19 protein-coding genes are annotated in these 18,717 nt (G+C 66.0%); 8 read left to right on the top strand and 11 right to left on the bottom strand.

What is annotated here, in order from left to right; genetic code table 11:
* Window positions 1–5: 5 nt before the first annotated feature.
* Both dapB and LQV39_RS13255 read right to left on the bottom strand, forming a co-directional pair.
* Window positions 6–824: a 4-hydroxy-tetrahydrodipicolinate reductase gene (dapB, locus tag LQV39_RS13260; RefSeq protein ID WP_230026252.1), complete on the bottom strand. Its 819-nt coding sequence runs from the start codon at window positions 822–824 to the stop codon at window positions 6–8.
* 4 nt (window positions 825–828) lie between these two features.
* Window positions 829–1,446 carry an outer membrane protein assembly factor BamE gene (locus tag LQV39_RS13255; RefSeq protein WP_230026250.1) on the bottom strand — a complete coding sequence of 206 codons (618 nt, stop codon included), beginning with the start codon at window positions 1,444–1,446 and terminating at the stop codon, window positions 829–831.
* 100 nt (window positions 1,447–1,546) lie between these two features.
* Here LQV39_RS13255 and fur point away from each other — a divergent pair, with 100 nt between their 5' ends.
* A complete protein-coding gene (fur, locus tag LQV39_RS13250; protein WP_230026249.1) occupies window positions 1,547–1,978 on the top strand; it encodes a ferric iron uptake transcriptional regulator in 432 nt (143 codons plus the stop codon).
* Window positions 1,979–2,001: 23 nt separating this feature from the next.
* Here fur and LQV39_RS13245 read toward each other — a convergent pair whose 3' ends face one another.
* The 3 genes from LQV39_RS13245 to LQV39_RS13235 all read right to left on the bottom strand — a co-directional run bounded on the left by LQV39_RS13245 (window position 2,002) and on the right by LQV39_RS13235 (window position 4,830).
* A complete protein-coding gene (locus LQV39_RS13245) occupies window positions 2,002–2,868 on the bottom strand; it encodes an alpha/beta fold hydrolase (RefSeq protein WP_230026247.1) in 867 nt (288 codons plus the stop codon).
* Window positions 2,869–3,062: 194 nt separating this feature from the next.
* Entirely contained in the window at window positions 3,063–4,076 is a 1,014-nt protein-coding gene (gene hrcA / locus LQV39_RS13240; protein ID WP_230026245.1) for a heat-inducible transcriptional repressor HrcA, read from the bottom strand.
* 40 nt (window positions 4,077–4,116) lie between these two features.
* Complete coding sequence (locus LQV39_RS13235) at window positions 4,117–4,830, bottom strand: HAD family hydrolase (protein ID WP_230026243.1); 714 nt, start codon at window positions 4,828–4,830, stop codon at window positions 4,117–4,119.
* Window positions 4,831–5,001: 171 nt separating this feature from the next.
* Here LQV39_RS13235 and LQV39_RS13230 point away from each other — a divergent pair, with 171 nt between their 5' ends.
* On the top strand, window positions 5,002–5,610 hold the full coding sequence (locus LQV39_RS13230; protein WP_230026241.1) for a hypothetical protein: 609 nt from the start codon (window positions 5,002–5,004) through the stop codon (window positions 5,608–5,610).
* 18 nt (window positions 5,611–5,628) lie between these two features.
* Window positions 5,629–6,321, top strand: a complete 693-nt coding sequence (locus tag LQV39_RS13225) for a hypothetical protein (protein ID WP_230026239.1) — start codon at window positions 5,629–5,631, stop codon at window positions 6,319–6,321.
* A 187-nt stretch (window positions 6,322–6,508) separates the two neighbouring features.
* Here the strand turns inward: LQV39_RS13225 and LQV39_RS13220 are convergent, their stop codons facing one another.
* Window positions 6,509–6,703, bottom strand: a complete 195-nt coding sequence (locus tag LQV39_RS13220) for a hypothetical protein (RefSeq protein WP_230026237.1) — start codon at window positions 6,701–6,703, stop codon at window positions 6,509–6,511.
* Between the two features lie 194 nt (window positions 6,704–6,897).
* Between LQV39_RS13220 and LQV39_RS13215 the strand changes: the two genes are divergently transcribed.
* A complete protein-coding gene (locus LQV39_RS13215) occupies window positions 6,898–7,716 on the top strand; it encodes a DUF6851 domain-containing protein (protein WP_230026235.1) in 819 nt (272 codons plus the stop codon).
* A 33-nt stretch (window positions 7,717–7,749) separates the two neighbouring features.
* Here the strand turns inward: LQV39_RS13215 and rsmA are convergent, their stop codons facing one another.
* From rsmA to LQV39_RS13195, 4 genes are read right to left on the bottom strand one after another with little or no spacing between them, the layout of a single operon-like run.
* Entirely contained in the window at window positions 7,750–8,526 is a 777-nt protein-coding gene (gene rsmA / locus LQV39_RS13210) for a 16S rRNA (adenine(1518)-N(6)/adenine(1519)-N(6))-dimethyltransferase RsmA (RefSeq protein WP_230026233.1), read from the bottom strand.
* 9 nt (window positions 8,527–8,535) lie between these two features.
* Window positions 8,536–9,594 (bottom strand): 4-hydroxythreonine-4-phosphate dehydrogenase PdxA, encoded by a 1,059-nt coding sequence (pdxA, locus tag LQV39_RS13205; RefSeq protein WP_230026231.1) that lies wholly within the window; start codon window positions 9,592–9,594, stop codon window positions 8,536–8,538.
* A gap of 3 nt (window positions 9,595–9,597) precedes the next feature.
* Window positions 9,598–11,010 carry a peptidylprolyl isomerase gene (locus LQV39_RS13200; protein ID WP_230026229.1) on the bottom strand — a complete coding sequence of 471 codons (1,413 nt, stop codon included), beginning with the start codon at window positions 11,008–11,010 and terminating at the stop codon, window positions 9,598–9,600.
* Between the two features lie 33 nt (window positions 11,011–11,043).
* Entirely contained in the window at window positions 11,044–13,326 is a 2,283-nt protein-coding gene (locus LQV39_RS13195) for an LPS-assembly protein LptD (protein WP_230026227.1), read from the bottom strand.
* Window positions 13,327–13,421: 95 nt separating this feature from the next.
* Between LQV39_RS13195 and LQV39_RS13190 the strand changes: the two genes are divergently transcribed.
* Genes LQV39_RS13190 through LQV39_RS13175 form a run of 4 tightly spaced genes read left to right on the top strand, consistent with a single transcriptional unit; the run spans window position 13,422 to window position 17,722 of the window.
* Window positions 13,422–14,480 (top strand): aminoglycoside phosphotransferase family protein, encoded by a 1,059-nt coding sequence (locus LQV39_RS13190; RefSeq protein ID WP_230026225.1) that lies wholly within the window; start codon window positions 13,422–13,424, stop codon window positions 14,478–14,480.
* A gap of 16 nt (window positions 14,481–14,496) precedes the next feature.
* On the top strand, window positions 14,497–15,222 hold the full coding sequence (murU, locus tag LQV39_RS13185; protein ID WP_230026222.1) for an N-acetylmuramate alpha-1-phosphate uridylyltransferase MurU: 726 nt from the start codon (window positions 14,497–14,499) through the stop codon (window positions 15,220–15,222).
* Entirely contained in the window at window positions 15,219–16,553 is a 1,335-nt protein-coding gene (gene pepP, locus LQV39_RS13180) for a Xaa-Pro aminopeptidase (protein ID WP_230026220.1), read from the top strand. The genes murU and pepP overlap by 4 nt, the downstream gene beginning before the upstream one ends.
* Window positions 16,550–17,722, top strand: coding sequence for a UbiH/UbiF/VisC/COQ6 family ubiquinone biosynthesis hydroxylase (locus LQV39_RS13175; RefSeq protein WP_230026218.1), 1,173 nt, complete (start codon window positions 16,550–16,552; stop codon window positions 17,720–17,722). Before pepP ends, LQV39_RS13175 begins: the two co-directional genes overlap by 4 nt.
* 33 nt (window positions 17,723–17,755) lie before the next feature.
* Here LQV39_RS13175 and LQV39_RS13170 read toward each other — a convergent pair whose 3' ends face one another.
* Window positions 17,756–18,598, bottom strand: a complete 843-nt coding sequence (locus LQV39_RS13170) for a methyltransferase domain-containing protein (RefSeq protein ID WP_230026216.1) — start codon at window positions 18,596–18,598, stop codon at window positions 17,756–17,758.
* Between the last annotated feature and the right edge of the window lie 119 nt (window positions 18,599–18,717).

The following is an 18,717-nucleotide window of genomic DNA, read 5'->3' as shown; positions in this document are numbered from 1 at the left end:
CGGCTTTAAGCCTTCAGCGCGTTCAGGCCGAGTACATCCTGCATGTCGTACAAGCCGGTCTGCTTGTCGGCCAGGAAGCGCGCAGCGCGCAGCGCACCCTGGGCGTAGCTCACGCGGCTGCTCGACTTGTGGCTGATCTCAATGCGCTCGCCGATGCCGGCGAACAGCACGGTGTGGTCGCCGACGATGTCGCCGCCGCGCACGGTGGCAAAGCCGATGGTCGAGGGGTCGCGCTCGCCGGTCACGCCTTCGCGGCCGTAGACGGCGCACGCATTCAAATCGCGTCCCAGGGCGTCGGCGATCACTTCGCCCATCTTCAGCGCGGTGCCGGAGGGGGCGTCGACCTTGTGGCGATGGTGGGCTTCGACGATCTCGATGTCATAGCCTTCCGAGAAGTTCTTCGCCGCCATTTCCAGCAGCTTCAGGGTGACGTTCACGCCGATGCTCATGTTCGGGGCGAACACGATCGCGGTCTTTTCGGCGGCGGCGCGGATCGCGGCCTTGCCGGCTTCGTCGAAGCCGGTGGTTCCGATGATCATCTTGATGCCGTGCTCGGCGCAGTAAGCCAGGTGCTCCAGCGTGCCTTCCGGACGGGTGAAGTCGATCAGGTACTGGGCGCCGGCCAGGCCCTCGGCCAGGCTCGAGCGGATCGTCACGCCGGTCAGCTGGCCCGAGAAGGCGCCGGCGTCCGAGCCGATGAAGGGATTGCCTTCGCGGTCGAGGGCGCCGGCCAGGGTCGCGTCACCGGCGGCGCCGATGGTCTCGATCAGCATGCGGCCCATGCGGCCGCTGGCGCCGGCGACGGCAATGTTCAGCTGGGTCATGCGCTTACTCCCCGCCGCGCTTGGCCGCGTCTTCGCGCTTGCGCTTCAGCTCTTCCAGCGACTCCTGCTCGGTCTTGGTCTCGTATTTCGAGATGCCGATCAGGCGCGAGATGTATTCACGCTCGCTCGGCAGGTTGCCGCCGTCGATCTTGGCGACCAGGTTGTCCTTGAAGTAGACGGTAACGCGGCTGGCGGTCAGCTCGCCGTTGCCGCGCGCGAGGTAGAACGGGTAGTCCCAGCGGTCGGCGTGGAAGGCGTCGGTCAGCAGCGGGGTGCCGAGGATGAACTTGACCTGGTCGCGGCTCTGGCCGACTTTCAGCTGGTCCAGCATCTCTTGCGAGACGAAGTTACCCTGCTGGATGTCCGGGCGATAGGGCGAGAACACCCACAGGAATTTCTGCAGCTTGGTGACTTTGGTGGTCTGCGCGCCCGAATTCGCGGCTGCCGCGGCCTTGTCGGCATCGGCGGCGACCGCTTCCGGAGCGGTGCTCACCGGCGCCGCCGGCTTGGTCTGGTTGCGCCAGGACGCGCAGCCGGAGACCGCCATGGCCGTGACGGCAAGGCCGGCCACGAGCGCGGCCCGGGCGTGGGAACGATGGAAAACGGCATTCATGACGCGCATATCTAACCTTAAAATCGAACGACTTTTGATTGGGCGGAGCTGTAAAACGCTATATCATAAAGCACTCCGCACATCTCAGCCCATTTAAGAGTAACAAAACATGAGCAATAACCCAACCGACCTGAAGGCCAGCGGCCTCAAAGCGACACTGCCGCGGCTGAAAATCCTGGAGATCTTCCAGAACAGTACGGTGCGGCATTTGACGGCGGAAGACGTGTATAAAACCCTGCTGAACGAGAATATGGACGTGGGCCTGGCGACGGTCTACCGCGTGCTGACCCAGTTCGAGCAGGCCGGTCTCCTGAACCGCAACCACTTTGAAACCGGCAAGGCGATCTACGAGCTCAACGCCGGCTCGCACCACGACCACCTGGTCTGCCTGGACTGCGGCCACGTCGAGGAGTTCTACGACGAAGAAATCGAAAGCCGCCAGCAAAAGATCGCCCTCGAACGCGGCTTCAAGATCGCCGAGCACGCCCTCGCCATCTACGGCAACTGCCAGAAGACCGACTGCCCGCACCGCCACCGCTAAGCAGCGGCCTCATCACAGCTCGATCACAGCTTGTTCTGCGCCGCGCGCCCATCGGCCGCGGCCATCACCTTTCTTACCGCCTCGATTACCAGTTCCGGCTCCTCCTGCTGGATGTTATGGCCGCTCCTCAAGGTCAGCACCTGGGAGCCCTCGCTGAACTGACGCAGGAAATCGGCGTGCAGGTCGCGCTTGACCGCCACCGCCTCCACGCTTTGCAGGAAGAACTCCGGCCTGGCCAGCTGCTGCACCGAGGTCAGGACGACCACCGGCACGTCCGGCAGCTTGCCGTTCAAGGGCGGCGGCAGCGCACCCTGGTCGAGGACCGGCTTCAGCGCATCGTACTCGGCTCTGAACTTGGCCGGCACGAGGGCGTTGAACTGGCGGTCGTCGTCGGCCGCGCGCGCGGCATCGAGCCTGCGCAGGGCTGGATTGAAGCGTTCGTCGGCCGGGTCGACCAGCACCATGCCGGCCACCTGCTCCGGATGGCGCAGCGCGAAGGCGCGCGCCAGCAGGCCGCCATAGGAATGGCCGACCAGGATGAAGGGCGGGGTCAAGCCCGCAGCAGCCACCAGCTGGTCGAGCTCGCGGCTGCTTTCCAGGATGCTGCGCGGTTCCGGACGCGGGTCGGAGCTGCCGTGGCCGGCGCGCGAGTAACTCATGACGTGCGCCGATTTCGCCACCTCCGGCGCAACCTTGCGCCAGGACTCCAGGCCGGTGCCGAAGCCGGATTCGAAGATCACGGTATAGCGCCCGCTGCCCTGCTCCGCCGCCTGCACCTGATAAGCGCCGACGGCGATGCGCTCCTCCGGGGCCGAAGCGCCGGGGCGGGCAACGGCGCAGCATGCCAGCACGATGGCGGCGAGAATATGGGTTCGTTTGAATCGGATCACGGCACACCTGGACGGAAAACGCGCGCACAGGCGCAATGAACCGACTATAGCCGGGGGCCGGAACCGCCGAAACTGTAAGAAACCGCAGGAAAGAGCGTCTCAAAAAGCCTTCATGGCTGCGTTGCATCGTCTCGCCGTACTAACGTACTGTCTTCGACGATGCGCCTTGTCCTGAAGGCTTTGTGAGACGCTCTTCAGGAGTGGCTGAGCGCGTTGGAGAGCAATTTGGCCGTGATATCCACGATCGGAATCACGCGCTCGTAGGCCATGCGGGTCGGGCCGATCACGCCCAGGGTGCCGACGATCTTGCCGTTCACCTCGTAGGGTGCGGTGACCACGCTCATCTCGTCCATCGGCACCAGCTTGGATTCGCCGCCGATGAAGATCTGCACGCCGCCGGCCTTGCTGGAGACGTCCAGCAGCTGCATCAGGCCGGTCTTCTGCTCGAACATCTCGAACATCTGGCGCAGCGAGCTCATATTCGACGAGAGATCGGCCACCGACAGCAGGTTGCGCTCGCCCGAAATGATCATGTCGTCGGTTTCCTGCAGCGCTTCGCTGCCCGCATCCACCGCGGACTGCATCAGGCGCGCCATGTCGTCGCTCAGCTTACGCAATTCCCCGGTCAGGCGCGCACGCACCTGGTCGAAGGACAGGCCGGCGAAATTCTGGTTCAGGTAGTTGGCCGACTGGGTCAGCTCGGAGGGGCTGTAGTCGACGTCGGTCAGCAGCAGGCGGTTTTGCACGTCGCCGCGCGGGTCGACGATCACCAGCAGGATGCGTTTTTCCGACAGGCGCAGGAATTCGATCTGCTGGAACGCCGATTCGCGCCGCGGGCTCTGCACCACGCCGGCGAACTGCGACAGCGAGGACAGCATCTGGGCCGCGTTCGCGATCACCTTCTGCGGCTGGTGCGCGGGCAGGCGCATGCCGGCGCCCACGGCGCCCTCGTCGATCTGCTGCACGGTGAGGAGCGTATCCACGAAGATGCGGTAGCCGCGCGGCGTCGGGATCCGGCCGGCCGAGGTGTGCGGGCTGGCGACATAGCCCATTTCTTCGAGGTCGGCCATGATGTTACGGATCGTGGCCGGCGACAGGTCGAGGCCGGAAATCTTCGACAGCGCGCGCGAGCCGACAGGCTGGCCGTCGGCGATGTAGCGCTCGACCAGGGCTTTCAGCAGGGTTTGTGCACGATTATCGAGTTGCATGGTTCACATTATGCACGTTCGCTAAGCGGCTGGGGAGTCATCATGCGTGCTCGCGCTTGAGCCAATCCAGCAGTTCGTCGAAGTTGCGCACGATCGCATCCGGCTCGACGCCGTGCTCGAGGTGCTTGCTGCTGCCGTTCCGGTTCATCCACACGCCGCGCATGCCGATGTCCTGCGCGCCCTGGACGTCGAGCAGGACGTCGTCGCCGACATACACCGCATCCCATGGCGCCACGCCCACCGCCCTGCAACCGGCCAGGAAGATCGCCGGGTCGGGCTTGGCCACGCCCAGCTGGGGCGCCGACACCCAGGCCTTGAAATGATGCTCCAGGCCGATGGTGCGCAGGTCGGCATTGCCGTTCGTGATCGCGCCCAGCAGCACCCGCCCCTTCAGGCGCAGCAGGCCGGGCAGCACGTCGTCGTAAGGCACCACGGCATTGCGCGCGGCGAAGAACTCGGCCATCGCCAGCTCCACCTTGGCGGCATCCTCGCCGGCCGTCTCGAAAGCGTTGATCAGGCAGACGCGGCGCAACTTACCGAGGTCGACCTGGAATTCCGGGCGCTGCGCCAGCAGCTCCAGGCGCGCCTGGCGCATGCTGTCGATGGTGAACTGCTGGGCCACGCGCGGCGCGTGCTCGCGCAGCCAGGCGTAAAGGGTTTGCTCGGCCTGCAGGATCACCGGGGCGATCGGCCACAAGGTGTCGTCCAGGTCGAACAGGATGGCTTTGGGCCATGCGGGGCGGGTCGAGGTCATAGTCAAGGATAGCGAGGCCGGCCATGAAAATCAACGATATGCAGACGTGGTTACACCGTGATACAAAGGCAAATGACGCTGCGGCTTGGCAAATGCTCTAAAATGTCGGGTTATATTCTACTCAGCGGTGCCGCCGGATTTCCGTGCGCCATCCCGTCCAACGGAGATTCTATGAAGAGTTCGATCCTGTATGCCGGCGCTGCGCTGGCATGCGCGCTTGGCCTGTCCGCCTGCGGCGGCGGCGATGGCGACCTGCCCCTGACCGTATCGATTGCCGGTGGCGTAACCAAAGACGGCCTGGTGTTGCGTAACGAAGGCAATGGCGAAGAAATCGCCGTCCCGGCCGGCGCCGGCAGCGTCCTGTTCACGAAATACCTGTCGACCGACGACGAATTCAACATCGTCGCCAAGACCGTGCCGTCGAACGTGGAAAAATGCACTGTCAGCAACGGCAAGGCCCGCGCCAACTACTACACGGTCTATACCACCGTGCCGTCGGTATTCTGCACCATCAAGACCCACGACCTGGGCGTGACCGTCAACGGCCTGACCGGCGCCGGCCTGGTGCTGGTGAACGGCTCCGACAAGCAGCCGGTAACGGCAAATGCCGGCGCCGCAGTCACCGTGCCGATGGCCAAGGTGCCGGAAGACGGCCCCTACGGCGTCACCATCCTGACCCAGCCGGATACGCAAACCTGCGCCATCAGCGGCGGCAGCGGCACCATGACCGCCACCGGCCCGAGCACCGCGCCGGTCGTCACCTGCGGTCCCAAGACCTAATCATCTGGAGAGTAAAGTATGAAGTTCCACCTCGTGCGCCCGGCCCTGGTCCTGGCTTCCTCCCTGGTCCTGGCGTCCTGCGGCGGCGGCGGCAAGGAGACCTATCCAGTCAAGGTGACGGTCGCCGGCGTGCAGTATCCGGGCCTGATCCTGACCACCAATGGCCAGGAACTGGCCGTGAGCCCGCCCGCCAAGGCCGGCGACAGCGTCGTCCTGAGCTTCCCCAACGGTCTCGACTACGGCACCTACTATAACGTGATCCCGAAGGGCGGCACCGCCAGCGGCGGCGGCTCGCAGCCGGCGCACCAGAACTGCCAGACCAATGGCTACCCGCGCGAATACGGCACCGCAGGCCAGACCGCTTCGCTCGAATCGGCGCGTACGCCGGCGATCGAAGTGTTCTACACCTGCGCGATCCTGTCGTACGAACTGAGCGGCACGGTCACGGGCCTGGAATCGTCCACCGCCAGCGTCACGCTGATCAACGGCAGCAACAGCCAGATCACCCTGACCAGCACTGCCACCACGACCACGCCGCTGGCGTTTGCCCTGTCGCCGGTTCCCTATGGCACCAGCTTCGGCGTGACCGTGCTGACCCAGCCAACCGGCTACACCTGCAGCGTTGCCAACGGTACCGGCGTCATGAACGACGCGCTGGAAGCAAAAGGCGGCAACAAGGAAGTCAAGGTTACCTGCGTCAAGAACGCCTGAGCAGGAAAGCAGTAGTTTCGATGGAGATATCTTCGTTGCTTATATCAAATATTTGAAACGAAAATTGGACGCATATGCTGTAACGCAGCATACTGCTTCCTGTCTCCTCCAACTCTCCTCAGAAAAGAATTGGATTTAAGCCCGCCTCAACAGCGGGCTTTTTTTTCGCCTTGTGCAGGCGCAGGAATTACAGCGCTGCCTTCTCGGCGGCGGTCAGGCGCTTCGCCGTCACCACCACCACTGCCATCTTCTGCCCCTGGACCGACAGCTGGGCTTCCTGGCGCACGCGTGCGCTCTCGCTGGCGGCGCTGGCGACGCTGGTGACACCGGTCAGGAAGGCGGCTGCCAGGAAGATCGCTTCCATGTTTTTCATGACGTTCATTTCGGTTCTCCTCGGGGTGAAGGCGTTGCGTTTTGTCTTTCGATGGTGTCACTGTAGGCGCCCGCGCCCTTGCCTTCCAGCGCACTGCGACGAACTGCAAAAAACGCGTCATGGATCGCCAAAAACCGAGAACGATCAACAGCCAGCACGCCCGTGCTCGCCATACTCGACGGCGGCACAAATGCGGAGGCGAAATGAGGCGGGAGAACTTTCTAAAACTTGAATCCGAAGGTGCGGATGCAGCCGCCGGCATGGCCGGCACCGTGCTCGGCTGGAACCGGCTGGCCTTGCAGGCGGTCCGCAAGGCGCAACCTGGGCCGGCGCCGGCGGCGCGCACGCTGGCGGCCTTGCACACCTGCATGTACAACGCCTGGGCCGCCTATGACGACACGGCGCGCCAGACCGCGCACGGGGTCGCAGTGCGGCTCCCGGCCGCCGAACGGCGCGCGGACAGCCGTGCGGCGGCCATGAGCCACGCGGCCTGGCGTGTTCTCGGCGACCTGTTCCCGGCGCAGCAGGCGGCCTTCGACGCCAGGATGGCCAGCCTGGGCCTGGACCCGGCGGCGGGCGGCGGGCCGTTGAGCCCGGCCGGCATCGGCCGCGGCCAGGCAGCCGCCATGCGCGCCTTCTGCCGGCACGAGGGCGCGGGCCGGCCGGGCGGGCTGGTCGGCAATGCGGGCCTGGCGTCGCCACAGGCTATGCCCCCGGTGATCGAGCCGGCGCCGGGACGCTGGTTCCTGCCGGCCCACCTGCTGTCCGAACACGACGGTTACAGCGACGACCAGGACGTGCGCCTGTTCTTCGCGCTCGCCAACGCGCTGGCCGAGGCCGGGACCCTGGCCATCCAGGGCAGCCTTGGCGCGGCAACGAGCGAGGTGATCCGACGGTTCAAGTGTGAAAAGCGGGGCGATACACGCTTCGAGCTCGCCGGCTCGGCCGGGGAGGAGCTGGGGAGGAAGGCTGGGGCGCGGGCTTTCGAGGGCGCGCGCCGTTACTGGGAAGGGAAGTTGTAGGGAACTTGGGTCCCCGCCTGCGCGGGGACGACGTTATGCTGGTTTGAGCAGGTTGGCCAGCGCCACGTACTGCTCCAGGCCCACCGCTTCCGGGCGGGCGCCCGGATCGATGCCGGCCTCGACCAGCTGGGCCTCGGTGAACATCCCCGCCACGCAATTCTTGATGACCTTGCGGCGCTGCGAGAAGGCCTTGGCCACTACCGCTTCCAGCGTGGCGGCGTCGGCCGGCAGCTGGCGCCTGGTCGGCACCATGCGCACGATCGCCGAATCGACCTGCGGCGGCGGATCGAAGGCGGTGGGCGGCACCACGAACATCATCGCCATGTCGTAGCGCCATTGCAGCATCACGGACAGGCGGCTGTAGGCCTTGGTGCCCGGCTCGGCCACCATGCGCTCGACCACTTCCTTCTGCAGCATGAAGTGCTGGTCCTCGACCAGGTGGGTGAAGTCCGCCAGGTGGAACAGCAGCGGGCTCGAGATGTTGTACGGCAGGTTGCCGACCACGCGCAGCTTCTTCCCTTCCGGGACCGGAATCGAACCGAAATCGAATTTCAGGGCGTCGCCGGAGTGCACCGTCAGGCGCTCGCGCGGATAGGCCTTTTCCAGGCGCGCCACCAGGTCGCGATCCAGTTCGACCACGTGCATGTGGTCGAGTTCCTTGAGCAGCAGCGCGGTCATCGCCGCCAGGCCGGGGCCGATTTCGACCATGGTTTCGCCGCGGCGCGGGCCGATGGCGTCGATGATGTCGCTGAGGACGTGGGCGTCGGTCAGGAAGTTCTGGCCGAAGCGCTTGCGGGCTACGTGTTTCATGAATTCTTCTTAGGTTGTTGCTCGGGCGCGGACCATGGACAGGGCGACGCGGATCGCCTCTTCCATGCTGCCGCAATCGGCCAGGCCAAGTCTCTGGGCCGCCAGGTCCAGCGCGGTGCCGTGGTCGACCGAGGTGCGGATCAGGGGCAGGCCCAGCGTGATGTTGACGCCGCGCCCGAAGGTGGCGTGCTTGAGCACGGGCAGGCCCTGGTCGTGGTACATCGCCAGCACGGCGTCGGCGTCCTGCAGGTACTTGGGCTGGAACAGGGTGTCGGCCGGATACGGGCCACGGGCGTCGATGCCGCGCGCCTGCGCCGCTTCCAGTGCCGGCGTGATGACGTCGATCTCTTCACGCCCCAGGTAGCCGTTCTCGCCGGCGTGCGGATTCAGGCCGGTCACCAGGATGCGCGGCGCCTTGATCCCGAACTTGCCGCGCAGGTCGGCGTGCAGGATGTCCAGCACCTGGTCCAGGGTCTCGCGCGTGAGCGCGGCCGGCACGTCTTTCAAAGGTAGATGGGTGGTGGCCAGCGCCACCCGTAAATACGGCCGATCCGGTCCCGAAGGTTCAGCTTGTAATGAGCCGGCCAGCATCATCACCACCTTGTTCGTACCGGTCTTCTCGGCCAGGTATTCCGTGTGGCCGGAAAACGCGATGCCGGCATCGTTGATCGTGCTCTTCTGCAGCGGTGCGGTGACGATGGCGTCGAACCAGCCGGCCTGGCAGCCTTCGATCGCCAGGTCGAGCGTGGCCAGCACCGCGCGGCCGTTGGCGGCGTCGAGCCGGCCCGGCGTCACGTGGGCTTCGAGCGGCACGTCGATCACGGGAATGGTGGCAGGGCCGAAGTGCGGCAGCCCGCTGTGGCGCAGCGCCATGGTGGAGAGCCCCGACAGGCGGATAGCCGGGTCGATCAGGCTGGCCGTCAGCGAGAGGAAGGCGGCGTCGCCGACCAGCACGCACCTGGCCTGCTCGCGCAAGGCCCAGGCGGCGCGGATCGCAATCTCCGGGCCGATCCCGGCCGGCTCACCGACCGTGACCGCCAGCGTGGGACGTGGGCCCGGATGATTCATTGCTTACTTGTCCTCGCGGAACTCGACGTAGGCGCGGTCGCGGGTCTGGCGGGCCCAGTCTTCCATCGCTTCCTGGCGCTTGCGCTCGGTCAGCACCTGGCGCGCCATCGCGCGTTCCTTGTCCTTCGAGGTGTCCTGGGTCTTGCGCTCGACCACTTGCACGATGTGCAGGCCGAACGGGGTCTTGATCGGGTCCGAAACCTGGCCCGGCTGCAGGCCATTGATCGCGGCCGCCAGTTCGTCAGGGACATCGCCAGGTTCGACCCAGCCCAGGTCGCCGCCCTTCGAGGCCAGGCTGTCCTGCGAATTCTGGCGCGCCAGGTCTTCGAACGTCGCCTGCTTGCCCTCGATCTTCGCCTTCAGGTCGAGCAGCTTCTTGCGGGCGTCCGCTTCGGTCTGGGTCGGGGTCACTTTCAGCAGGATGTGGCGGGCGTGGGTCTGCGTCACGGCGGCGCCGGCTGCGGCTTCCTGCGCGGCTTCCGGCTTGCGCACGTTGTTGACCTTCAGGATGTGGAAGCCGACGTTGGTGCGCAGTACCGGCGTCACCTGGCCCGGCTTCAGCTTCACCAGCTCGCTGGCGAAGGTAACCGGCAGGCGGTTCGGGTCGCGCCAGCCCACCGCGCCGCCCTGCAGGGCGTCCGGCGAATCGGAATAGGTGGCGGCCATCTTGGCGAAATCGGCGCCGGTGCGCAGCTGGCGCGCGACCTCGTCGGCACGCGCCTTGCGCGCCGCGATCTGCTCGGGCGAGGCGTTTTCCGGGATGCGCACCAGGATCTGCGACAGGTCGACTTCGACGCGGTCGGCCGCGGCGGCTTTCTCGGCGGCCAGGTAGGTGTCGATCTCGGCGTCCGAGACCTGGATCTTGGCATCGACTTCGTGGTCGATCAGGCGCTGCATGATGATCTCGTTGCGGATCTGCTCGCGGAACTGGGCGAAGGTCATGCCCTCTTTTTCCATCTGGTTGCGCATGTCCTGCACGCTCATCTTCTGCGATTCGGCGATGCGGCCGATGGCGCGGTCGAGTTCGATGTCGGAGACGCGGATGCCGTATTCCTTGCCGAGCTGGAGCTGGGCGCGCTCGGTGATCATGGCTTCGACCACCTGGCGGCGCAGGTCGTCCGCGTCGGGCAGCTGGGCGTTCTGCGCTTTCAGGCGCTGCGTGATCTCGTTGACGCGGTTGTCGACTTCGCGCTTGGTGATGACCTCGTCGTTGACGATGACGTAGACGGAGTCGATGACCTTGGCGTTGCTGGATGCCGGCGGCAGGAAACCGGTGGACGGCTTCGCCGCGGCAGGAGCGGCGGGCGCCGTGGTGGCCTGGGCCAGGACGTCGCCGGCTGCGATGGCGCACAGGAGCACTGCGGCCAGCTTGACTTGATGCAAACGGGTAGTACGCATATTCAGGGAAGCACTCATTTCAGGGTTTCTAGTTGTCCATGGCCAGACCGCTCAAGGGCGGCCGACGTTGGTGTTCAGCCGGGTGTAGCCCGGGATGCTCTTGTTAAAGGTTTCCAGCGGGTTGCCGAAGCCCAGGCGCGACAGACCATTCAGCTCGAGCTGGAAGAAGATCGGCGTCGAGGTGGTCTGCAGCGCGGTCACGAAGCGCTGCGCGCCCAGCCGGAAAATCCAGCAGTCCGCCTTGTACTCGAGGCCCACGAGGCCCTCGAGCAGCTTGCGGTCGCGCACCGAATAGCTGGCGCGCGCCACCCCATACCAGCGCCGCGACAGCGGCCACTGGCCCGACACGTCGGCATTCCGGAAACCGCTGGCAAAGCCGAGGGCGTCGCGCTGGTAACGGTACTCGAGATTCAGCACCTTCATCGGCGCAGGATTCCACTGCACCCCGTAGTTCATGCTGTACAGGCTGCGGCTCTGCGCGTCGTATTGTACGCCGCTGTCGAAGGCCCAGGTCTCGGAAATGCGGCCGGAGGCAGCCAGCAGCGCGTCGGAACGTGTCACGTTCAGCGTTTCGGCGCTGTTCAGGCGCACGTTCGGATCGCTGAAATAATAGCGGTTGCCGACCACCAGGCGCAGGCGCTCGGCGCCGTTGGACTCGATGAAGCGCGAAACCACGGCCGCCGTCAGCTGGTTGGCGTCCGACACCCGGTCGGCGCCGACGAAGCGGTTTTCCGTGAACAGCTGGGCGTAGTTGAAGCCCGCCACCGCGGTGTCGAAGTTCGGGATCGCGCCCTGGTCCTTGTACGGCGTGCGCACGTAGAACAGGCGCGGCTCCAGGGTCTGGGTCGAATTCCCGCCGAACAGCGAGCTCTGGCGCTCGAAGATCAGGCCGCTGTCCAGGGACACGGTCGGCAGCACGCGCGAGATCTTGTTGCGCTGCAGGTTCGTCGCCGGATCGATGTTGTTGTCGAGGTCGTACTGGGTCGCATGCAGGATCGCCTTGGGCGTGATGAACCAGCCCGGGCGCACCACGGGATAGCTGACCTGGCCCACCAGGTTGGCGCGGTTACCCTGCACGAAGGTCTCGGTCGGGTGCGAGAAGCGCACCAGCTCGGCGTCCACCGCCCAGTCGAAACCGCCCAGCACGTCGTAGCGGCCGGCGTGGAAGTTAATCTGCGGCAGGCGGTCGTAGGGACGCGCCACCGTGAGCAGGGCCGCGTTCGGGTTGTTCGGGTCCTGCGAGGCCGGGTCCTGCAGCACCTGGTAGCTCTGGACGCGTGCGTTCAGGCTCCAGTAATGGCCGGAATAGTCGGTGCGCAGCTCGCGCAGCAGCTGGCGCTCGGCGCTGGCCGCCACCGTGCGCGAGAAGTCGGACGGGTATTCGTTGTCGGAGGCCGCGTGCGCGTTCCAGCCGAAGCTCCAGCCCGGCGCCAGCACCTGGCTGTGCAGGGTGTCCACCCACCAGCGGTCGCGCTTGGCCACACGGTCGTTCGGCAGCAGCTCGAGGTGGGTCTCGCCGCTGTAGGGGCCGCGCGAGGTCTCGCCGAGGTAGCGGCCGGTGGCGCCCATCTGCAGGCCGCGGTTGAAGATATAGCGCGGGTACAGGGTCAGGTCGCGGTTCGGCGCGATGTTGACGTAGTACGGCACCATGACTTCGGCCGCGCCCTTGGAACCGGTGCCGATCGAAGGCGGCAGCCAGCCCGAGCGGCGCGCGCCGGACAGCGAGAAGGACAAGGCCGGGGTGCCGAGGATGGGCACGTCCTTGAAATAGATGATGGTCTTGCCGGCGGTGCCGACGTCGCGCCCGCTGTCCAGGTTCAGGGTGCTGGATTTCAGGTACCAGTCCGGATCCGGGCCTTCGCAGGTGCTGTAGGTGCCGTCCAGTACCAGGGCCTGGTTCTCGCCCAGGAAATCGATGCGCTTGGCCTTGCCCTGGCCGTTATTCATCTGCAAATGGTAGGCCGGATTCAGCACCCAGCCCTTGCCGGTTTCCAGGTTCAGCTGCAGGGCGTCGCCCTTGTAGCGGTCGCCGAAGCGCCACATCGTGATGTGGCCCTGGGCCGTGACTTCGTCTTCGACCTGGCGGTAGCAGGCGGTGTCGGCGGTGATACCGGTGGCGCCGCGCGTGACTTCCACCTTGCGGAACATGTTCAGCTCACGGTCCGGGCGGCCGGTGAACTCCTCGGCGCTCATGGTCGTGGGCTGGTCCTGGTCGTCCGCGCGCGAGCCGGCGGGCGCGGTCTGCGCATACAACGGCCCCGCGGCCACGGCGACGAGGGCGGAGAAGGCAGCGGCGCGCCGCGGCGGGAAAGGAAGGGCCGAAATCCAGCTCATGAAAGATCGCGTTGCACCATAGAGGGCGATTTTTTGGATTGAATCCCTTATTATATGGGAATTCCTTACCTCAACCGGATTCACCGGGACGCTTCATGTCTTCTCTGTCTCAACAAACTCCCGCCCCCATCGACAAGGATGCCCGCCTGGCCCAGCTGACCGCATGGCTGGGCAGTCTCGACCTGGTCGAGGTCGGGAGCATGCGCCCGGCCTCCGCCGATGCCAGCTTCCGCCGCTACTTCCGGCTCGATGTTGTGCCGGCGCTACGCGCCAGGCTGGGCGACACCCTGGTCGCCATGGACGCCCCGCCGGAGCGCGAAAACGTGCCGGCCTACATCCACGTGGACGGCCTGCTGTTCGACGCCGGCGTCACCGTGCCGGCCATCGTCGCCCGCAAGGTCGAGGACGGCTTCCTGCTGCTGTCCGACCTCGGCACCACCACCTACCTGCAGCGCCTGAACGCCGACAACGCTTCCTTCATGTACTCGGATGCCGTCGACGCCCTGATCAAGTTCCAGCTCTCCAGCCAGCCCGGCGTGCTGCCCGAGTTCGACCGCGCCTTCGTGCTGCGCGAACTGAACCTGTTCCCGGAATGGTTCATCGGCCGCCACCTGGGCGTCACGATGGACGAAAAGCAGCAGGCCCAGCTGGACAAGGTGTTCGAAGCCATCTGCGCCAACGTGCTGGCCCAGCAGCAGGTGTTCATGCACCGCGATTTCCACTCCCGCAACCTGATGTTCCTCGACCAGGGCAACCCGGGCGTGCTGGACTTCCAGGACGCCGTGTACGGCCCCATCACCTACGACCTGGGTTCGCTGATGCGCGACGCCTACATCCAGTGGGACGAGGAATTCGTGCTCGACTGGGTGGTGCGCTACTGGCAAAGCGCCAAGCAGATGGGCCTGCCGGTCAACCCGGACATCGACGCCTTCTACCGCGACTTCGAATACATGGCCCTGCAGCGCCACCTGAAGATCCTCGGCATCTTCTGCCGCCTGAACTACCGCGACGGCAAGCCGAACTACCTGGGCGACCTGCCGACCGTGATGGACTACGTGCGTAAGACCGCCAACCGCTACACCGAACTCAAACCGCTGCTGCGCCTTCTCGATGCCTTCGAGGACAAGGCGCCTTCGGTCGGTTACACCTTCTGATTCCCGGACCGAACGCATGAAAGCCATGATCTTCGCCGCCGGCCGCGGCGAACGTATGCGTCCGCTGACGGACGCCTGCCCCAAGCCCCTGCTCAAGGTGCGCGGCCGTCCGCTCATCACCTACCACGTGATGAACCTGGTCCGCGCCGGCATCAGGGACATCGTCATCAACCACTCCCACCTCGGCCACATGATCGAGGCGGAGCTGGGCGACGGCAGCCGCTACGGCGCGCGCATCGTCTACTCGCACGAGCCGACCCCGCTGGAAACCGCCGGCGGCATCGCCAACGCCCTGCACCTGCTGGGCGACGAACCCTTCCTGGCGGTGTCCGGCGACATCTACGCGCCTTACTTCGACTTCGAGCAGGTGCTGGACGCGCTGCCGGACAATGACGCCGTCGGCCGGCCGATCCCCGCCGACAAGCGCGACATCGCCTGGCTGTATTTGACGCCCAACCCCTGGCACAACCCGGAAGGCGACTTTGGCCTGACCATGTACACGCTGACGAACGAAGGTTCGCCGAAGTGGAATTTCGCGGGCATCGGCGTCTACCGTCCTGAAATGTTCGACGGCATCAAGGCCGGCGAGTTCCTGAAATTCGGCCCACTCATGCGCAAGTTCATCGATGAGGGCCGGGTCGGCGGCGAAATCTACGACGGCGAGTGGGTCAACGTCGGCACCGTGCGCCAGCTGGAAGAACTCAACGCCCCTTACGCCGCCAAAGCCAGGACAACACCATGACCAACTTTGCAGCACGCCGTGCGCGCCTGGCCGCGCAGATGCTGCCGGGCGCGGTGGCCGTGCTGCCCACCGCGCCGGAAGCCCCGCGCAACGGCGACAGCGACTATCCCTACCGGCACGACAGCTATTTTTATTACCTGAGCGGCTACACGGAGCCCGAGAGCGTGCTGGTTTTATGCGCCGCCAACGGCGAGCGGCCGGCGCGTTCGGTCCTGTTCTGCCGCGAGAAGAATCTCGAACGCGAGATCTGGGACGGCTACCGCTACGGCCCCGAAGCCGCGCGCACAGCCTTCGGCGTGGACGAAGCCTGGCCGATCTCTGAACTCGATACCCGCCTGCCCGATTTGCTGGCCGGCGCGCCCGCGCTGTACTACGCCACCGCCTCCAGCGCCTCGCTGGATGCCCGGGTACAGGGCTGGATCAAGGCCGTGCGCGCCCGCTCGCGCAGCGGCGTGACGGCGCCCGCCGCCTTCCACGACCTGCTGCCGCTGCTGGACGAGATGCGCCTCATCAAGGACGCCGATGAGCAGGCGACCATGCTGCGCGCCGGCGAGATCTCGGGCAATGCCCACGCCCGCGCCATGCGCGCCGCCCGTCCCGGCCTGCACGAATACGCGCTGGAAGCGGAGCTGCTCTACGAATTCCGCCGCAATGGCGCGCAGTTCCCGGCCTACACGCCCATCGTCGCTTCCGGCCCGAACGCCTGCGTCCTGCACTACAACGTCAACGACCGCGTCATGCAGGACGGCGACCTGGTGCTGATCGACGCCGGCTGCGAGCTCGATGGCTACGCCTCCGACATCACCCGCACCTTCCCGGTCAACGGCCGCTTCACGCCGGCCCAGCGCAGGCTGTATGAACTGGTGCTGGCGGCCCAGGAAGCGGCCTTCGCGGCGATTCAACCCGGACGCCCCTACAGCGCCTTCCACGAAGCGGCCCTGCGCGTGCTGGTGCAGGGGATGCTGGACCTGGGCCTGATCCCGGCCGGCCAGTATGCCGATGTGGAGGACGCCATCGCCGGCAAAGCCCATGTAGGCTTCTACATGCACGGCACCGGCCACTGGCTGGGCATGGACGTGCACGACGTCGGCGCCTACCGCGACCTGACGCAGCCTGACAAACCTTCGCGCGCACTGCAGCCGGGCATGGTGCTGACGGTCGAACCGGGCATCTACGTGCGCCCGGCGGAAGGGGTGCCGGAAGAATACTGGCACATCGGCATCCGCATCGAGGACGACGTGGTCGTGACTGAAGACGGTTATCGCATCCTGACGTCCAGCGCGCCGAAGACCGTGGAAGAGATCGAAGCATTGGTTGGAAAGGGTGTATGAGCGAGGTGCCGAAGACTGAAGAAACGCTGGAAGCCGACGTCGCCATCTGCGGCGCTGGCCCGGTGGGCATGGCGCTGGCCGCCTTGCTGGCGCGGCGCGGCGTCGAGGGCAAGCGCATCGTCCTCATCGACGGCAAGTCGCTGGGCCAGGCCATCTCCGATCCGCGCTCGATCGCGCTGGCCTGGGGCAGCCGCCTGCTGCTGGAAGAGGTCAAGGCGTGGCCCGGTATTGGATCGTCGGCCACCGCCATCCACCAGATCCACGTCTCGCGCCGCGGCCACCTGGGCCGCAGCATGATGGACCGCGACGAACACGACCTGGAAGCGCTGGGCTATGTGGCGCGCTATGGCGACGTGGTCGACGCCCTCGCCCGCGCCTGCGAGCGCGCCGGCGTGCAGGTGCTGCGCCCGCTGCGCGTGACGGACATCGTCGAACGCGCCGACAGCGTGCAGCTGCAGCTCGACGACGGCCGCAGCGTGCACGCGCAAGTCGCCGTGCAGGCCGAAGGCGGCGTGTTCGGCGAACAGGCAGACAAGACCACCACGCGCGACTACGGCCAGACCGCCGTGATTGCCCGCGTCTCCGCAAGCAGCCCGCTCGCGCACCGTGCCTTCGAGCGTTTTACGGACGAAGGCCCGCTGGCCCTGCTGCCGCAGGATGGCGCCGACGGACACCAGTACGCGCTGGTGTGGTGCGTGCAGCCCGAGCGCGCCCAGCACCTGCTGGACCTGGGCGAGGACGCCTTCCTGCACGAACTGGGCGAAGCCTTCGGCGAGCGCCTGGGACATTTTACGAAAGTGTCGCCGCGCCTCGCCTTCCCGCTCGGCCTGAACGCGGACCCGCGCGCAAGCAGCCGCACGGTGGCGATCGGGAACGCGGCCCAGACCCTGCACCCGGTGGCGGGCCAGGGCCTGAACCTGGGCTTGCGTGATGCGGCCGTGCTGGCGAGACTGCTGGCGCGCGAGATGACGCCGGCCGCCATCGACCGCTTTGCGAGCGAACGCGAAGGCGACCGCGGCATGGTGATCCGCGCCACCGACACGATGGCGCGCGTGTTCGCGGACAAGGGCCCGCTGCAGCCGCTGTTCGGGCTGGCGCTGGCGGCGCTGGATACCGTGAAGCCGGCGCGGATGCTGCTGGCGGAATTGATGATGTTCGGCCGCCGCTGATTCGCTGCGTGGGCACGGTGTGCCCACCCTACCCTACCCCGGCTTGCTCGCTTCCATGAACAATGAGGTCGGATCGATCACCGATCCATCCTTCACATCCAGCTCATAGGCCTGCCAGTCCGGAATCGCACTGCTGTGCGCATCCACCCGCCGCACGTTGGTGAAGCCGGCCTGCTCCAGCAGCCGGCCCAGCGAGTAGCGGTCGTACATCCACATGTGGATTTCCCCGCTCAGCCGGAAGGCGCCGATACGCAGGGCCTCGCTGCCCAGCTTGTCGCGCAGCTTGACGCGCAGGTGGCTGGCGAGCCGTTTGGGCGTGACCTTTTTCAGCTTCGCCATCATGGGGGTGGGCTGCGCGGCGGCGCTGCCGTCGGCCTGGCTGCGCCCGCGGGCGATGATGCTGCGCCCGACGTGCCCGATGCGCTCGACGATGTAGTCCTCGTTGGGCAGGCGCGGCTGCTTCAGGAAATCGCCCATCTCGCCTTCCGGCCGGTTGCGCACCGTCTGGTCGAACAGCTCGAGCAGGATCCAGTCGTAATTGGCGCTTGACACCGCACTCGGATGCTCGAGGTTTTCCTTCAGGTGACGCAGGTATTCGATGGCGATGTTTTCCAGGTCGGGCACCACCACGCGCAGCACGCCGCCGGGTTTCAGGACCCGAAGGCATTCGCGCACGAAGCCGGGCGCCTTGTCCTTGGGGACGTGTTCCAGCACCTGGGAATGGTAGACGACGTCGAACTGGTTGTCGGGATACGGAAACCCGTGCAGCAGGTTATGGACCTCGACGTGCGGACTGCTCGAGGCCATGTCGACGTTGGTCCACGCCGGGTGGAACTTCTTGCCGCAACCAACGTTGAGATAGTTGATTTTTTGCATGGCTGCCTCCACGAAGGATGTAGACAACCGATCCACTATATCAACTTCGCAAATTCAGCCGTGGACGATACGCAAATGTGTGGCGGGCGCGGCACAGTCGGCCGTGCCCGCCTGCTGTT

It is taken from the genome of Massilia sp. Bi118, from assembly GCF_918697865.1.
Classification (GTDB): Bacteria; Pseudomonadota; Gammaproteobacteria; order Burkholderiales; family Burkholderiaceae_D; genus Telluria.
The sequence above is the reverse complement of the archived record's forward strand: the minus strand, read 5'-3'. Positions and strand labels throughout refer to the sequence as shown.

Excerpts from the sequence above, each read along its gene's own strand:
- dapB (WP_230026252.1), bottom strand. The coding sequence starts at position 824 with ATGACCCAGCTGAACATTGCCGTCGCCGGCGCCAGCGGCCGCATGGGC.
- LQV39_RS13255 (WP_230026250.1), bottom strand. The coding sequence starts at position 1,446 with ATGCGCGTCATGAATGCCGTTTTCCATCGTTCCCACGCCCGGGCCGCG.
- fur (WP_230026249.1), top strand. The coding sequence starts at position 1,547 with ATGAGCAATAACCCAACCGACCTGAAGGCCAGCGGCCTCAAAGCGACA.
- hrcA (WP_230026245.1), bottom strand. The coding sequence starts at position 4,076 with ATGCAACTCGATAATCGTGCACAAACCCTGCTGAAAGCCCTGGTCGAG.
- LQV39_RS13235 (WP_230026243.1), bottom strand. The coding sequence starts at position 4,830 with ATGACCTCGACCCGCCCCGCATGGCCCAAAGCCATCCTGTTCGACCTG.
- LQV39_RS13230 (WP_230026241.1), top strand. The coding sequence starts at position 5,002 with ATGAAGAGTTCGATCCTGTATGCCGGCGCTGCGCTGGCATGCGCGCTT.
- LQV39_RS13225 (WP_230026239.1), top strand. The coding sequence starts at position 5,629 with ATGAAGTTCCACCTCGTGCGCCCGGCCCTGGTCCTGGCTTCCTCCCTG.
- LQV39_RS13220 (WP_230026237.1), bottom strand. The coding sequence starts at position 6,703 with ATGAACGTCATGAAAAACATGGAAGCGATCTTCCTGGCAGCCGCCTTC.
- LQV39_RS13215 (WP_230026235.1), top strand. The coding sequence starts at position 6,898 with ATGAGGCGGGAGAACTTTCTAAAACTTGAATCCGAAGGTGCGGATGCA.
- rsmA (WP_230026233.1), bottom strand. The coding sequence starts at position 8,526 with ATGAAACACGTAGCCCGCAAGCGCTTCGGCCAGAACTTCCTGACCGAC.
- pdxA (WP_230026231.1), bottom strand. The coding sequence starts at position 9,594 with ATGAATCATCCGGGCCCACGTCCCACGCTGGCGGTCACGGTCGGTGAG.
- LQV39_RS13200 (WP_230026229.1), bottom strand. The coding sequence starts at position 11,010 with ATGAGTGCTTCCCTGAATATGCGTACTACCCGTTTGCATCAAGTCAAG.
- LQV39_RS13195 (WP_230026227.1), bottom strand. The coding sequence starts at position 13,326 with ATGAGCTGGATTTCGGCCCTTCCTTTCCCGCCGCGGCGCGCCGCTGCC.
- LQV39_RS13190 (WP_230026225.1), top strand. The coding sequence starts at position 13,422 with ATGTCTTCTCTGTCTCAACAAACTCCCGCCCCCATCGACAAGGATGCC.
- murU (WP_230026222.1), top strand. The coding sequence starts at position 14,497 with ATGAAAGCCATGATCTTCGCCGCCGGCCGCGGCGAACGTATGCGTCCG.
- pepP (WP_230026220.1), top strand. The coding sequence starts at position 15,219 with ATGACCAACTTTGCAGCACGCCGTGCGCGCCTGGCCGCGCAGATGCTG.
- LQV39_RS13175 (WP_230026218.1), top strand. The coding sequence starts at position 16,550 with ATGAGCGAGGTGCCGAAGACTGAAGAAACGCTGGAAGCCGACGTCGCC.
- LQV39_RS13170 (WP_230026216.1), bottom strand. The coding sequence starts at position 18,598 with ATGCAAAAAATCAACTATCTCAACGTTGGTTGCGGCAAGAAGTTCCAC.